Genomic DNA, 14,499 nt, shown 5'->3' with positions numbered 1-14,499 from the left:
CCGAGTTTACCTCACTACGCCGGAAACAACTCCAATGGGCGCCCAGGGCTGATGGCAAAGACCATCCCCGGCCTGGAGAAGCGGTAGAGGCAACTCTCGATACCCATGCGGGCAAGAATCCAGCTCAGCACCAGAAAGAAACTCACCTGCGGATCGTAGATATCCTCCACGAACATCCAGCCTGTCGGCCTGCACCGCTTCAGGAAAGCCTCGATGCTGCGCAGGTTGGCAGAGGCTGAATGGAGCCCATCATCAATGATCACATCCAGCACTGGAGGAAGCTGTCCAAGCAAGGTCTGCAACGCATTGCGGTCCAGTTGGTCAACGAAGTAAGTATGAATCCTGAAGACCTCGAAAAGGATGGCCTGATCGATATCCGCACCGTGGATGGTGGCAGTGGGCAACCAGTTCCGCCAGGCTCTGAGCGATGCGCCGGGCACCCCCTTCTCGGTCATGTTGGAAACGATCCTGGGATTGGTAGTTCCGATTCCGATCTCCAGAAGCTGGGCCACAGAGGCAGGTTCTTTGAGTGCCTTGCCATACAGCAGGTGATAGGCATGGGCTGATGCCTTGTCGCTGCCGGCAGCACGAAAGCATTCGCCAAGAGCTTGGCATCGTGGATCGCCGTCATCCGTGATGGCGATGATTCGATTCTCCCTCCATCCAGGGCTCTGGATCTCGATGAAATGCAGCAGATCGTCGTAGCAGTGTGCAGCCGCATCCAGTGTCAGTGCGCAGCGTTGCTGCACATCACCCGAGGAAAAGGGGGCGTGGCAGGCCAGCGTGCCCACCAGGCGATGCTCTCTGCGATCACGCCACCGGCTCAGCAGACTCCCGAATCCAAGCCGGCCCCTGAGATCAGCCGGGAGGATCCTGTGATAGGCCGACTGCAGCAGATCACCGGCCTTCACGCCACGCTCCCGAGCATCCCGTTCACAGCGGTTGCCGCACCTTCGGCACTTTGATCCACGCCGTAGTGCTCCATCACCTGGCGTCGTGCCTCCGCCCCCATGCCGGAGGCTCTCACAGGAGAGGTTGAGAGCGTGCGCATCGCCTCGGCCAGGGCCTCCACATCACCGCAGGGATACACAAGGCCTGTTCTGCCGCTAAGCACCAGATCCTCCCCGCAGCCCACATGATCGCTCACAATCGCCGGCAGGCCGCAGGCCATCGCTTCGTTCACCACCAGACCCCAGGTCTCGCCGGAATCCGAGGGCAGCACCAGGGCATCTGCAGCGCCATAGGCACGCGGCAGCTCACCCTGGTTGAGAAAGCCGGCGAAGCTCACCGGAAGCCGGTGCTGGCTGGCAAGCGATCGGCACATCGGCTCAAGCTCCCCTGAGCCCACGATCAGAGCATGCACAGCTGTTGGCAGCCCATTTCCCATGAGGGACTGCAGGGCCTGCAGCAGATCCATCGGCCGCTTCTTGGCCTGGAGCTTGCCCACAAACAGGAAGCAGAACGCCCCTTCCGGGATCCCCCACACCTGCCGCTGCGCCTCCCGGTGGGGCCGCAGCTGCTCCACATGGCCGGCAAAGAAGGCGTTATCCACGAAATATGGAGAAGGCCAGATCCGATTCTCCGCAGCGCCATGGGCGCGATAGAAGCGTGCATTGGCCTTGCCGATCGCCAGCAAGGCCTGTGCCCGTTGCACCAGAACCCTGTGGAGCTGACGCACCGGCCAGGCGCGCCTGCGGAGATCGTTCGCTTCGGTGCGCAGCAGGATTGGCAGGCGCCGGAGTGAGGCAGCCACCAGCAGCTGCAGCATGCCCAGGCATTGCCAGCCGGTGATCAGCACCGCGTCGGGCGGCACGCCATCCGGCGTGCACACCAGCTCCGCCAGGGGGTTGAGCAGCCACAGCCCCAGATAGGCGCTCAGATCACCGCTGCCCCGCACACCTCGGGCCACACGCCAGCGGTAGCCGTCGAGCAGCGGCACATCCCACTGAAAGGCCCTCCCGAAACCCACGCCCTGCTGCTGGGCATCGGGCAGGCAGAGAAACAGTACCTCCACTTCCAGGCCGGCCGTGGCGGCCAGCCGGCGGAAGAGCGGCGCCTGGTACTGGATCGGATGGGTGGTGACGATCAGCAGCCGCCGGGGACCGGATCTCAACAGCCTGGGCCCGCGCATCTGCAGGCGCAAGGCCCAGGCCAGGCCGCGAAGCTCCGCCAGCAGAGTGAGCGGGATCCACCAGGGATGGCTGAGGTGATGCCGGGTGCGCACCGAGCGGCCCAGCTCACCGCAGGCATGCACCAGAGCCACCGCCGGAGGCTCGGTGCGCAGCAGGTGGTAGTAGCGGCCAACGGCATGATCCGGGCGGCTGGTGCGCAGGTGATCGCCATAGCTGCGGGTGCCGCCCCGGGCCGCGTGGAGGTGGTGCACCAGGGCGGCCGGTTCGTAGCGAATCCGATGGCCGGCCCGGAGCCAGCGGTGGGAGAACTCGTCCTCGAAGCGATAGGCCACGCGCACGAAGTTTTCGTCGAAGCCTCCGATCGCCACGGCCTGCCGCCTGGGCATCGACACATTGCAGCCGATGAAGTGCTCACAGACGCGGGGCAGCAGGGTGTTGAAGCCGAAGGGCTCCAGCTCTTCGGGGTCTGCCCGGCCCCGAAGCCAGGGCTGCAGCGCCCGGCCGGCGATCAGGGCGCCGGGCCAGGCCTCGGCGGCCCGGTGGTGGGCCTGCAGCAGCCCCGGATCGGGGATGAGGTCGTCATCGAGAAAGAGGATGCGCTCCCCACGGGCCTCCAGCAGCGCCAGGTTCATGGCAGCGGTGATGCTGGGTGCCTCCTGGCGGAGCCAGCGCAACACGCCCTGCTCCTGCCACTGCCGCAGCCGCGCGGTGGTGGCGGCCTCATGCTGCGGCGTCTGATCGATCAGCAGCAGCTCCCCGGGCGAGGGGTCGAGGGCCAGCAGCGCCGTGAGCGTGTCGAGCAGCACCCGCTCGCGGCCGTAGCTGGGAATGGCGACGCTGAGCACCATCAGGACACCAGCAGCCGCAGCCGGGCCCGCAGATGCAGAGGATCCAGCCGCAGGGCCTCGCGCAGGTAGGCGCGGCAAGCCTGGGGGTGCCGCCCGCGCAGACAGGCGGCGATGAAGTAGGCGCCACGGGCCTGGCGGCGGGTGCCGGCCCTGCCGCCACGGCATCGGGCGCTGAGCCGCTCAGCCTTCACGAGCCAGGCGGTTTCCGGGAGCCCCAGGCGGCGGGCGGCGCTGCAGCGCCGGATCAGCACGTGAAAGCGCAGCTGCTCGCGGCGGTGCTGACCGCTGATGGAGCCGGGGCTTGATTCGGCCTGGTACAGCACCTCGGGATGAATACGATGACTCCCCAGCTCCACCAGCCGGCTCCAGAGGTCCATGTCCTGGGCGTAGTGGAACGGAGCGCGGTAGCCACCCACCTGGCGGTAGGCCGCGCGGCTGAACATCACCGAGCCGTGATGGGCAGGACCCACCAGACCACTCTGCAGGCGGTGCTCGGGGATGCGGCTGACGAACAGCTCCAGAGGGGGTTCCCCGGCGCCGGCACCCGGACGGGTCGGCACCACGAAGCGCGCGGCGGAGGAGCAGAGCACGGCGCCGGGATCCGCCTGCAACAGCGCGACTTGGCGGTCGAGGCGGCCCGGCAGGGAGAGATCACCGGCATCCTGGCGGGCGATCCACTGGCCTTGAGCCGCTGCGCAGCCGCTGATCAGGGCCTGCGTGAGCCCGCGCGGCGCGGTGGTGATCACGAGGAGGCGGGGGTCGCGGGCCGCGTGCTGGGCCAGAAGCTCCGGCGTGGGATCGCACGACCCATCGTCGACGACAACGAACTCGAGCGGCACGTCCTCCTGGCTGAGCACCGATTCCAGCGTGGCCGCAAGCGATGGCCCTCCATTGCGCACCGCCATCACCACGGACACCAAAGGTTCACTCACGACCCGATCCCCGGGTTCTGCCGGATCCCCGTGGCCCGGATCGGGCCAGAGCAGCGCGGTGGATCCATCCGGTGGTTCTCCTTGTAGCTCTGGCCGTCGGCGATCCCGGCATCCGCTGAAGCCCGCAGGGCCGCCACCTGAAAGGCGAACTTGTGGGGCAGAAGGATGTCGTCGCTGTCGAGAAACTGGATGAACTCACCGCGGGCGCGCTCCAGGCCGCTCTGGCGGGTGCGGCCGGGCCCGGCGTTCGCCTGCTGGATCACCCGGATGCAGCCGGGATGAGCCTGGCGAAGCGCTTCGGCCACCTCCGGCGTGTGATCGCTGGAGCCGTCATCCACCACGATGATCTCGATCGGGCGGTGGGTCTGCGCCAGCACGCTCACCACGGCTTCCCGCAGGAGAGCGTGCCGGTTGAACACCGGGATGATGGTGGTCACCATCCCCGCCGTCATGGGCACGGTGGATCGGGGGGATCGATCCCTGGCAGGCCACGCAGGGCCGCATCGAGATCGGCCCCGCAGCGCTCCCAGGTGAAGCGGGTGCTCGCGCGGTTGAGGGCTGCGGCGGCGAGAGCCGCACGGCGGGCAGGAGAGCGGGCCAGATCGGCGAGGGCCTGAGCGAGGGACTCGGAGTCCTCCGGTGGCACGAGCGCGCCGCAGGAGCCGCCGTCCAGCAGAAAGGGGATGCCACCCACCGCCGAGCCGATCACCGGCACACCGGCGAGCATGGCCTCGAGCACCACCGTGGGCAGAGGGTCGCTGCGCGAAGGCACCACGAGCACATGGGCACTGCGGAGAAAGGGGGCCAGCCTGGAGCGGGGCCGGGGGCCAAGGAACCGCACCTGGGCCTGCAGTCCGAGATCCTCCACCTTGCGCCGCAACTGCTCCACCTGGAGGTCGGTCCCACTACCCAGGAGGCTGAGCTCGTAGCTCTGCGCTTGCCGCCGCAAGCGTGCGCAGGCCTCGACCAGCACATCCACTCCCTTGACAGGGCTCAGGGTGCCCACGAAGAGCAGACGCAGAGATCCGTGCGGATCTAGGAGAGCGGCCTTGGCTGTGGCGTGGTGCTGCGGAAGGCCGATCTCGCACGGATCCACGCCGTTCGGAATCAGCCGCAGCGCCTGCCTGCGCGCCCCATGCCGGCAGGCAAGCTCCGCCATCGCCGGAGACAGTGCCACCACAAGGGCCGCCTGCCTGAACGCCGGAGCCGTGGTGAGGCGATAGAGCCAGCTCAGCAGTGGGTCATACGTGCCGGGTGGACGATCGAAGATCACGCCATGGGCAACCATCACAAAGGGAATCTGAGCGCTCCATTGAAGCCAGCCTCCGGCGAGGGCCGCATCCGGATGGCTGTGGAAGATCACCGCCTGGAGCTTTGCCTGCCGCCGCAGCCGCCGAAGCAGGGCCAGGGCGGAGAAGCTGAAGGCGAGCGCGTCGGGGAGATGGGCGAAACGACGCAGTGCCGTGAATCGCGGGGGCCTGAGCTGCTCGCGCTCAACCCCAGCGGGGAGGGCATCGGGAAAGCTGTCCGAGATCAGCACCACCGGCCAGCCCCTCCTGGCCAGCTGGTCCGCATGGTTCACGGCCACGTTTGCCACCGAGCCCGTTCCGCCGATGCCGGCACAAACGATCGCCACTGTGCCAGGCACGGTCAGGTATGCAGCAGGGATCTCAAGATCCAGGGTCTCCGGTGCAGATCGGCCGCGAGACGGCTGAAACCGGATATGGGCGTTCCCGCAATCGCCGGGAGAATCAGCTCCTGAGCACGCGCCATGGCCAGAAGATCTGTGAGCACGCCAACATCCAACTCCCAACCAGCTATGTCTGGGTTGTAATGAAGGCTTCGCCCCTGGGCATCAGGAATGGGGGCCACGGTCAGTAACTCAACGCCGTTAAGCCGGCGCCTGGTCTCCTCAAGTGCCGCGACGTCATCCGTGCAGACAAGCAATGGCATTCCAACAACCAGCGGAGCAATCCGATCGAGAAAGCCCGAAACATCAACTCGCATATCTGTATTACGAATATGAATGGCGCGATACTCGCGTGGCATCCGCCTCAACCGGGCAAGCACCTGGCCTTGCACTTCTGGCTTCAGCCGAAAGATCTGAAGAGCAGGATATCCTCCGCCACCTCCACATTGCTCATGAACAAGGATGTCGTGCGGATACCTGACAAAATCAAAGCGAACTCCAACACGGGCAACCGGATCGACATGCAGGCCAATCCGAGGATCGTATATCGAGAAATGATCGCGAAGAGCACCCTTGATCTCCTCGGGAAAAACGCTGAGCTCAGCCAGATCACACCACTCGCTGGACGACTGATCGAGAATATGAATAGGTAAGCACTCAGATATCACCCTGAAGTAATGGATCATGTGCTGGAGTTGCCCCGCGCGTGATCCATCAATAAGCAGAGCCCTTCGAAAATGGCGAGCATAAAGCAGGCACCACGTTATCTGGGCGCAACAGTCGGCGAAACCGCCACGCGGCCTGCACAGCACATATCCCTGACAGGTCGATGCATTCCATCTGGAAAAGCGCAAAGCCTGAATGGCCGATGCAATGCCAGAGGACCATCGCTTCGCCAGCGGCATCCTTGACCTCGAAACTACATACGGCTCCACAACCCTGTTCAGATCTGCTATCAATTCTGAAGGCGGTCGATGCGAAGATGCCGATCTTCGGCTAGTCGTTTCCTTACAAGATCTAGATTGGGATTGCGGGCAGCGTGCTTGAGCAGCTGGCGTCGATGCCAGAGGTGCACGATGGGCTCGTAGCCCCAGTTCCAGCACCGCAGCGTCTGGCAACGGTCCCACAATTCATTGTCTTCCCCACCCCACCCTTCAAAGGCTTCATCCATCCCACCGATCTCCCAGAAGGCCTGACGCGTGATGGCGACGCTGCCGCCGGCTTCGAGGTTCTGCACGATGCTCTCCGCGGGCCACTCGTCGAGTGCGGCAGCTGTATTGAGAACAGCAGTTGTGTGGAGTTCGCTCAGATGGAAGACATAGCGTTTCGGATTCACCACCTGGTAGCCGAGCTCCACTTTCGGCAGTATCCGCTGCAGATAGCCGCACGGAACCAGCATGTCGTTGTCGTGCAGAAGCAACACCGGTGCTCTTGCTTCCAGTGCTCCTGCATTGAAGGCCCTGGAGCGGTTGTAAGGAGCGTCTGGGCGAGCCGGAGGCGTGTGCATGTGGCGCACCCAGCCCGGCAGCAGCGGGCCGATTTGGGGGTGTTCATCCTGCTCGATCACCACGCACTCAAAGGCCACATCGGTCTGGGCGGCAAGGGATTCGAGGGTGACCAGCAGCAGCGGCAGGCGATCGAGGCCGCGATGACCGATCAGCACGCTGACCTGAGGTTGATCGTCTAACAGCGGAGACTGAGGGCTGCGGCGGATGGGTGCATCGTTCAAACAACGCCGAAGCAGACGCTGCCCCAACCGTGGCTGGATCTTGGGCGCATGCAGGTGGGATGTGAACTCCCATCGGCAGGCAAAGCCGCTGCCGTCAGGAGCCGGATCCAGCCGCTCGCGGCGGTTCGCCAGTCCCAGGTAGCGGCGGCCTGAGCTGCGCAGGGCCCGCTCGTACCGCCAGCGGTCCTTGATCCACACGCCCAGCCATTCACGCATCGTGATCCAGCTCGGCCGCCAAATCAAAAAGCCCCTGCTCGTCTGCATCTCCATGGGCGGTGTGGGGCCACTCCCCACCAGGAGAGGTATGCCGAAAGCCGCGGCTCAGGCGCCGGCGGAGCGCCTCGGCCAATCCGGGGCCAACCAGGCGCTCCAGACGGCCGGAGGGAGGTAATGGTGGCTCCGGAAGCACCGGCCCGCGGGGCGGCAGAGCCAGCACCTGCGCGAAGGACTCGCACCAGACCCGGTGCGCAGCATCGGCAGAGTAGCGCTCCTGCACCAGCCGCCGGCCCGCGTTCACCAGACCGGCGCGAACCTCCAGATCGGAAACACGCTTCAGAGCATCTGCCGCGGCGGCCATGTCGCCCACTGGGAAGAGCAGGGCGTTGCAGCCGTGGCGCAAGGCGCCCTCCAGCCCGGAGCCGAGATAGGCGCTGCTCACCACCGCCAACCCGGCAGCCATCGCCTCCCAGGCCACAATCGGCCCGGTTTCCCAGCTAGAAGTGATCAGTAGCACCTGGTGGGTCGCATAGACCTCCTGCAGCAGCTGGGGGCCCGACAGCGCGCCTGGCATCGATGCCACTCCAGCCTTGAGCCAAGGCGCCAGGGCCCTGGCCAGGCTGTCACGCTCCGGTCCATCGCCGGCCACGGTGAGATGGAAGGGAATTCCTACGGCATCGAGCTGCCGCAGGATGCCGGCAAGGTCTGCCACCCGCTTCTGCGCCGCCTCGAGGCGGCCCACCCAGGCAATGCGCAGCGGGGCTGACGGGCGCGGGACAGCCGCACCACCGGCGACCACTGGCGAGGGCAAGACCACACCGTATGGGGCATAAAACACCCGCCCCGCTGGCACGCCGGCGAGGCGCTCGAGCAGGCGGCAGCTGAGCTTGTTGGTGGCGATCACCGCGTCGAGCAGATCCACTTCGGCTGCCACGTCCGCGATCAGATCGGCGGCCAGAGCATGGAGGCTCAGCACAACCCGGCCGCGAAAACCGCGCGATCGAGCGCGGCGCACGGCCGCATAGAGATCGGCGATGTTCACTCCTACCACCAGATCGGGGCGCTCCCGGAGCAGCACGGCCGTGATGGATCGCCTGCGCCCCTCGGCGCTGCCGGTGGGGTTCATGAGCTGAACCGCAGGCAGCCGGGGAAACACCTCGAGGTATCGATCCAGGCGGTGCCAGGCGCCGGAGGGGAGCGCCACCTTCACCTGCCAGTGCGGGTCTGCTTGAAGAGCAGCCACTAAATCGTTAAGCCACACCTGCACGCCCCCCAGGCAGTAGGCCGAGGGGGCCAAAAAAAGCACACGGTGAGGCGTCAACACTCCGGATGCTGGAGTAGAAGTTGCGCCCTCAGCCTGGGGTGGTCTGCGATGGCTTTCACCGGGTGATAGAGGTGGTCAGGGCGCATCTCCTCCACACGCCAGTCGTGCCGCCAGAGGATGCCACTGAGCTCTTCAGCCACGGACACCTGGTAGCCGTTGTGCAGGGCAAGGGTGTGGAAAATGAACTCGATGAAGGGGTAGTGTTCACGGCCGATTCGCTCCACCAAGCTCTGTGGAAGCCGCAACCTCGCCCCCACTGCGGCGGCGCGCCGCCGAAAGGCGTTGCGCCGTTCGAGCGCGGCAGAATGCTGTTGCACGAAGGCAGCCACGGCAGCGATCATCCGCTGGCTGATGCGCATGGCACAAACCATGCCGTGGGCCCAGGGTAACGGCAGCCGTCCGACCGGAACGCCTTGAAACCAGGGCCAACCACTCTCCCCGCCGATTGCTTCAGACTGATGGAGAACTGTGCGGGCGGACCCCACCAGCAGGTCGGCCTCAGGATTGGCCAGATCGAGCTTGAGGAGCGTCGCAGGATCGGCCAGGAACACATCGTCCTCGATCAGCCAGCAGTGGCGGGAAGGGGAAGCATTGTGGCTGAGATGAAACAGCGCCTTGTCCCAGGCGCTGCAATGAAGGCTCTTGCGCACGGCTGGATTAAAATGATGAAAGCCGGCAGCGTGGCACCGCTCATCTGGGTGGCGGATGATCCGCACACCGGCCGAAAGTGCGCCATCCCAGCCCGGGTCGTCGACGACCACATCAACCCTGTAGCCAAGATCTGCAAAACGGTCATAGAAACCGATCTGGGATAGAAGCGGACGGTGGCAAAGGAAGACGATCGCCTTTTGATCGTTCGCCACCTCGGGTGATCCACTCATAGCCCTGGTTTGACCAGGCCAAGGGCACGCCGCCAGAGGCGCTGCGGCCATGGAGGGGGATCTGGAGGCAGGGCGAAGCGAAGAGCGGCAGGGGCGGAAGACAGCAATGAGGCCACCACGCTGAACGAGGAGTTTGAGGGATGCACCAGCGCATCGCAGCGCGCCAGCAGCAGCAGATCGATCACAGCATCGCGCGTCTTCTCGTCAGCATTGGGGCCATAGTCGCTGAGATGCACCGGTAGGCCAGGTGGAGGCAGGTGCTTCTTCCGCACCACCAGGCGCGGCAGGTGATCTCGGAACCGTGCCTCGGTGTCGCAATTGTCTGTGGCCATAAACACCACCGCATCAGGCCATCGCCTGTGCAGGTTGCGGATGGCCCGAAGCACGGTGCTGTCGCGGCGGGCCTTCTCCGCAGCGCCGGGCTCCGTTGTGTCCCGAAGGTGCACACCGATTGTGGGGGGCTGGAGATGTTCAGCCGCAAACCGGCTCAGCTCCCCAGCGATCTCTGACGCGGGTTGGAGGATGGCGTGCAGCGGCCCGATCAGGGGCTCGGCAGCAAGATGGGCGGGTAGGCCGGTGAAGTCTGTGAGCACGATCACATCTTGCGGATAGGCGGCTTCGAACAGATCCGCCGAGAGCAGCACCTTGGTGCGGGCTCTCTCCCAGTGACTCCATCCCTGCTCGAGGTAGAGCTCATGCACCGGTTCGCGCAGTCGGCCACCCCAGATCGGGGGGTGCACATCCCGGCCATGCCAGAACCCGGCAGGCAAGTCGCCAGCGGCAAGGCCGCGATCGAGCTCGAAGAACGCCGGAAACATGTTGGTTCCGAAAGGTCCGAACGACCCATCGCTCCAGTCCACCAGGACTTTTCGGCCTGTCGCGGCTCCATAGGTGATGGCGACAATCACAACCCGCAGCGCATCCCCAAGACCGGCACCGCGGCTGGACTTCACCAGGAGCACCTTGCTCGGCATCAGAGGCCCAACTTCCACCAGAGCAAGGCAAGTCGCTGATAGGCGGCCTCGCTGATGCGCTTCTTGATCTGGAATCGCCAGCGCATGCCTGGCTGAGGGGGCGCAAAGCTGGGATCGTCGCCCTCGCAGGGGTTGAAGCAGGCTTTCCAGAGATGGCCATGGCGGTAGAGATGATGCACCACGCGCGTGTGCCGGGCGTCCATGTGGTGTCTTGCGAGGTGTTCTGCAAGCAGAGACTCTGGATGGATAAATAATCCCTCTTGGAGATAGGCGCCGATCTCCTCAAACCGATTGGCATAGATGGTCATCAACTCCGGGGGGGCGATGGCGAAGCGGTCATTGAGACCTCCCCAGTTGTCGTGGGCTGGGACATAAAGCACATCGGGCTGCAACTGTTCCAATGGCTCGATGGAGGTCATGTAGAGATTATCGAATCGCAGCCGCAATACCCAGTCGAATCTGGTGCCGTGGTGAGCGGACCAAGCGCGTCGCAGCTGATCAGCCTGGTGAATGCCGCGTAGCTGGCGGAGATAGCCTAAGAGGGGATGCGTGGTCGTCCAGGCCCGGCATTCCACATCGTGTCCCACCGGATTCTGTGGTAGCAGATTGCTCAGGTCGGGCTCTGTGGGCTCATGGATGAAGTCATGAAAGGGAAGAAAGAAGGCTGCTTCAGATCCTGGGCTTGCCGGGAAATGGCCGAAGAAGAACAAGGCATCATCCTTGAGTGGCCTGAGAATGTGCTTTCGCAGCGAGGGCAGGGTCTGGCGGAAGGCCCGCACTTGACCAGAAAAACACAGGGCAATATTCATCTCTGGCTCAAGAGTTTGCTGAAAAACCTGGCCACCCCTGCGAAAATTGGGTAATTGCCCAGGACAGATGCGAGGTCACCGGGAGCGCAGCGGCTCCCTGTTCTCCTACGTGTCGATCGAGGAGCGGATCCCGGCCAGCCATCCGCTGCGGCGGATCCGGAAGCTGGCGGATCAGGCCCTCGATCGCCTCAATCCCACCTTCTGTGAGCTCTACGCCGCAGAAGGTCGGCCCTCGGTGCCACCCGAGCAGCTGCTACTGGCCTCGTTGTTACAGGCGTTCTACGGCATCCGCTCCGAGCGGCTGTTGCTGGAGCAGCTCCACTACAACCTGCTGTACCGCTGGTTTGTGGGCCTGAGCCCGGATGATCCGATCTGGCACCCCACCACGTTCACCAAGAACCGCGAGCGGCTTCTCAATGACGACGTCATGGGGCGTTTCCTCGAGAAGCTGATGGGTGCTCCCGAGGTCAAGCCGCTGCTCAGCGACGAGCACTTCTCAGTGGATGGCACCCTGCTGCATGCCTGGGCCTCCCATGCCTCGCTGGAGCGGATCGACGGTCAGGAGGACCCACCGCCCCCGCCGTCAGGCCCGGGCGAGGGTTTTGGCGCTCCAAAGCCCGGCAAGAAGCGGGCGAAAGGCGATTTCCGAGGCATCAAGCTCAGCAACAAGACCCACCGCTCCGGCAGTGATCCCGACGCCTTGCTGGCCCGGAAATCCAACGCCCACCCGGCTCAACCGAGCTACCGGGGTCATGTGCTCATGGACAACCGCCATGCCCTGATCGTCGATTGCAAGGTCACGCAAGCCACGGGCACCGGGGAGCGGGATGCCGCCAAAGCCATGGCCGCGGATCGTCCCGGTGCCCACCAGAAAACCATCGGTGCCGACAAGAACTACGACACCAGGGGCTTTGTCGCCGAGATGCGCCGCATCGGCGTGACGCCGCACGTGGCGCAGAACACCGCCCGCTCTGGTGGTTCCGCCATCGATGGCCGCACCACCCGCCACCAGGGCTACGCCAAGTCGATCAATGCCCGCCGCGGCATTGAGAAGGTGTTCGGCTGGATCAAACAGTGGGGCGGTCTGCGTCAGTTCAAGCTGCGTGGCACCGACAAGGTGAGTGCGGTGTTTGGCCTGCACCTGATCGCCTACAACCTGATCCGCCTGGGCAACCTGCTCAAACCGGCGATGGCGGCGGCATGAACAGGTGGTTGCCCAGGGGTGTGCCCAAGCGGCAGCGGTCAAATAGCTCCTGCAGGGCAAAACGCCTGAATTCGGGCCTCCTGATGCGCTGAAACGCTGAAAACCAGCCCGAATGGAGCGTGATCAGCTCTCCGGAGAGAAAAACGCGGCCATTCAGGCGGTTTTTCTGCAAACTCTTAACTCGATCCAAATAAATGCAGGATCTCCAAGATTCATCTTAAGACATACCAGTCATCCCACTGAGAGAGCTCGATATGTCTGCGTTCATATCCTTTCGAAGACAATAGCTTGAAAATTTCGGCGCGCGTTGTCTCGCAGTAGTTGTGCTCTACGGTGATTACGCGAATAGCTCGCTTGTCAAAGTCGAGGCGCGACAAAATGCCATACTCAGATCCTTCAGTATCGACTGAGAGGTACCCAATCTCGCTAGGAGCTTTATGGAAATCAAGCAGGTCATTCAAACTCACAGTTTCAACTCTATAGCTACTGGACTGAGACATTCGAATCTGGGATGCCCAGTCACCTGAGTTTGCAAATTGAGCAACTGTACTCAGCTCAGGATAATCCACTTCAAGGAACTCAACCTGCTTGCCGGTTTGGTCAGACACACAGCGTAGGTCTATGGAACAAGACCGGTTCCGCTGGAGGCGTTCATGCCATACCAGGGCTGGTTCAGCGAGAAGACCCTTCCAACCTAGAACTTTTTCAAACATCCAGGTATTGCTTAATGAGACACCATCTGTCGCACCAAATTCAACGAAATAGGAGTTATAGGGGGTGTCAGCCAGCTCACTTAGCGCAAATAAATCTTGAGCAAGCTGGGCTTTTGAGAATGCTAGATACTGACCTATGGCTTCCCTCTTCTCTTGTGATAACTTCGCCCATAGTCGAGCAAAAGGAGGTAGCTCTCGGGCTTCTTCTGCGTTGGCTTGGAGCCTACAAAGAGCCTGTTGTGAGATAATATCATATCCCAGCTGACGCGTAGCCTCCTTGGCCAATCTTTTGAAGAATCTAGCGTAATTCATGCTGCTTAGGTGCCAACAGGATAGAGTGGTCTTTGGACCAGTGATTAGATCAGCTCTTTCATAAATGTAGTTCGTTTATGCAACTAACATAAGAACCTTCATAAAACCCTAGCGAGTTGCATTTGAATGCCTGCATAAGTTCGCCTGAGAAGGGATACATCTTAACCGCATGTGGCCGAAAAAGAGTCTGGCTCTTTTCGGGTAAAAACTGCATCAAGCTGACACAGGCTGCCATTTGGACTAGAAATAAGATTATATACATTGTACAGCGAAAAGCCTGCATCATGGAAGTAGCTTAGAACCTCTTCAAAGCGCTTTTGCCCAACATATGTATCTTGAAGAATAATCTCAGTATAGACAATCTCAATCGAGCGCTTCGCGCATGCCCCAAGGGCACCCTTAAGAACAAGTGGCTCAGCTCCCTGCACGTCAAGCTTGAGGATGTCGATGGAAGGGATGGATAGCTCTTGCAGAACACAATCTAATGTTTTGAAACCGCAGTTCTGAATGCATTTTAGATCCAACAATCCTTCGCCCCAGACAATTGGTCCATTGACATGTGCCAAGAGAAGCGAGTTTGTTGCAGAATTTGCGTTAGGGAGACTCTGGAAAACCCCGCCACCCTGCGCGAGAATAGCCGTGTGATCGCAGGCGTGGACAGGCTTCATGGCCCCCAAGCAGTTTGGTTTTGGTGATTACGAGCAGTCCACGGCCAAAAAGCGCACCCGGCGAGAG

14 protein-coding genes are annotated in these 14,499 nt (G+C 62.8%); 1 reads left to right on the top strand and 13 read right to left on the bottom strand.

Features of this window, described 5'->3' with window-relative positions; genetic code table 11:
* Positions 1 to 14: 14 nt before the first annotated feature.
* The 11 genes from KQ310_RS12325 to KQ310_RS12275 all read right to left on the bottom strand — a co-directional run bounded on the left by KQ310_RS12325 (position 15) and on the right by KQ310_RS12275 (position 11,535).
* On the bottom strand, positions 15 to 791 hold the full coding sequence (locus KQ310_RS12325) for a class I SAM-dependent methyltransferase (RefSeq protein ID WP_259722031.1): 777 nt from the start codon (positions 789 to 791) through the stop codon (positions 15 to 17).
* 116 nt (positions 792 to 907) lie between these two features.
* Complete coding sequence (locus KQ310_RS12320; protein ID WP_259722030.1) at positions 908 to 2,980, bottom strand: glycosyltransferase; 2,073 nt, start codon at positions 2,978 to 2,980, stop codon at positions 908 to 910.
* Positions 2,980 to 3,912: a glycosyltransferase family 2 protein gene (locus KQ310_RS12315; protein WP_259722029.1), complete on the bottom strand. Its 933-nt coding sequence runs from the start codon at positions 3,910 to 3,912 to the stop codon at positions 2,980 to 2,982. The genes KQ310_RS12320 and KQ310_RS12315 overlap by 1 nt, the downstream gene beginning before the upstream one ends.
* Positions 3,909 to 4,352, bottom strand: a complete 444-nt coding sequence (locus tag KQ310_RS12310; protein WP_259722028.1) for a glycosyltransferase family A protein — start codon at positions 4,350 to 4,352, stop codon at positions 3,909 to 3,911. Before KQ310_RS12310 ends, KQ310_RS12315 begins: the two co-directional genes overlap by 4 nt.
* A gap of 8 nt (positions 4,353 to 4,360) precedes the next feature.
* Positions 4,361 to 5,560 carry a glycosyltransferase family 4 protein gene (locus KQ310_RS12305; protein WP_259722027.1) on the bottom strand — a complete coding sequence of 400 codons (1,200 nt, stop codon included), beginning with the start codon at positions 5,558 to 5,560 and terminating at the stop codon, positions 4,361 to 4,363.
* Between the two features lie 2 nt (positions 5,561 to 5,562).
* The gene (locus tag KQ310_RS12300; protein WP_259722026.1) at positions 5,563 to 6,288 is read right to left on the bottom strand and encodes a hypothetical protein; all 726 of its coding nucleotides are present in this window, start codon (positions 6,286 to 6,288) and stop codon (positions 5,563 to 5,565) included.
* Between the two features lie 269 nt (positions 6,289 to 6,557).
* Complete coding sequence (locus tag KQ310_RS12295) at positions 6,558 to 7,547, bottom strand: glycosyltransferase family 2 protein (protein ID WP_259722025.1); 990 nt, start codon at positions 7,545 to 7,547, stop codon at positions 6,558 to 6,560.
* Positions 7,540 to 8,844 (bottom strand): glycosyltransferase family 4 protein, encoded by a 1,305-nt coding sequence (locus tag KQ310_RS12290; protein ID WP_259722024.1) that lies wholly within the window; start codon positions 8,842 to 8,844, stop codon positions 7,540 to 7,542. The genes KQ310_RS12295 and KQ310_RS12290 overlap by 8 nt, the downstream gene beginning before the upstream one ends.
* Positions 8,845 to 8,864: 20 nt before the next feature.
* Positions 8,865 to 9,803, bottom strand: a complete 939-nt coding sequence (locus KQ310_RS12285; protein ID WP_259722023.1) for a hypothetical protein — start codon at positions 9,801 to 9,803, stop codon at positions 8,865 to 8,867.
* Positions 9,749 to 10,726 carry a nodulation protein NodZ gene (locus KQ310_RS12280; RefSeq protein WP_259722022.1) on the bottom strand — a complete coding sequence of 326 codons (978 nt, stop codon included), beginning with the start codon at positions 10,724 to 10,726 and terminating at the stop codon, positions 9,749 to 9,751. The genes KQ310_RS12285 and KQ310_RS12280 overlap by 55 nt, the downstream gene beginning before the upstream one ends.
* Positions 10,726 to 11,535: a hypothetical protein gene (locus KQ310_RS12275; RefSeq protein ID WP_259722021.1), complete on the bottom strand. Its 810-nt coding sequence runs from the start codon at positions 11,533 to 11,535 to the stop codon at positions 10,726 to 10,728. Before KQ310_RS12275 ends, KQ310_RS12280 begins: the two co-directional genes overlap by 1 nt.
* Positions 11,536 to 11,602: 67 nt before the next feature.
* Here KQ310_RS12275 and KQ310_RS12270 point away from each other — a divergent pair, with 67 nt between their 5' ends.
* Entirely contained in the window at positions 11,603 to 12,739 is a 1,137-nt protein-coding gene (locus tag KQ310_RS12270; protein WP_259722020.1) for an IS5 family transposase, read from the top strand.
* Positions 12,740 to 12,951: 212 nt separating this feature from the next.
* Here KQ310_RS12270 and KQ310_RS12265 read toward each other — a convergent pair whose 3' ends face one another.
* Complete coding sequence (locus KQ310_RS12265; protein WP_259722019.1) at positions 12,952 to 13,737, bottom strand: FkbM family methyltransferase; 786 nt, start codon at positions 13,735 to 13,737, stop codon at positions 12,952 to 12,954.
* A 188-nt stretch (positions 13,738 to 13,925) separates the two neighbouring features.
* On the bottom strand, positions 13,926 to 14,432 hold the full coding sequence (locus KQ310_RS12260) for an FkbM family methyltransferase (RefSeq protein ID WP_259722018.1): 507 nt from the start codon (positions 14,430 to 14,432) through the stop codon (positions 13,926 to 13,928).
* Positions 14,433 to 14,499: the final 67 nt, after the last annotated feature.

This window comes from Synechococcus sp. CS-1328 (genome assembly GCF_025128095.1).
GTDB lineage: Bacteria > Cyanobacteriota > Cyanobacteriia > PCC-6307 > Cyanobiaceae > CBW1002.
The sequence above is the reverse complement of the archived record's forward strand: the minus strand, read 5'-3'. Positions and strand labels throughout refer to the sequence as shown.

What these genes read in the sequence shown, in the direction of transcription:
- KQ310_RS12295 (WP_259722025.1), bottom strand. Translation starts at nt 7,547, where the DNA reads ATGCGTGAATGGCTGGGCGTGTGGATCAAGGACCGCTGGCGGTACGAG.
- KQ310_RS12310 (WP_259722028.1), bottom strand. Translation starts at nt 4,352, where the DNA reads ATGGTGACCACCATCATCCCGGTGTTCAACCGGCACGCTCTCCTGCGG.
- KQ310_RS12320 (WP_259722030.1), bottom strand. Translation starts at nt 2,980, where the DNA reads ATGGTGCTCAGCGTCGCCATTCCCAGCTACGGCCGCGAGCGGGTGCTG.
- KQ310_RS12280 (WP_259722022.1), bottom strand. Translation starts at nt 10,726, where the DNA reads ATGCCGAGCAAGGTGCTCCTGGTGAAGTCCAGCCGCGGTGCCGGTCTT.
- KQ310_RS12300 (WP_259722026.1), bottom strand. Translation starts at nt 6,288, where the DNA reads ATGATCCATTACTTCAGGGTGATATCTGAGTGCTTACCTATTCATATT.
- KQ310_RS12270 (WP_259722020.1), top strand. Translation starts at nt 11,603, where the DNA reads ATGCGAGGTCACCGGGAGCGCAGCGGCTCCCTGTTCTCCTACGTGTCG.
- KQ310_RS12285 (WP_259722023.1), bottom strand. Translation starts at nt 9,803, where the DNA reads ATGGCCGCAGCGCCTCTGGCGGCGTGCCCTTGGCCTGGTCAAACCAGG.
- KQ310_RS12260 (WP_259722018.1), bottom strand. Translation starts at nt 14,432, where the DNA reads ATGAAGCCTGTCCACGCCTGCGATCACACGGCTATTCTCGCGCAGGGT.
- KQ310_RS12275 (WP_259722021.1), bottom strand. Translation starts at nt 11,535, where the DNA reads ATGAATATTGCCCTGTGTTTTTCTGGTCAAGTGCGGGCCTTCCGCCAG.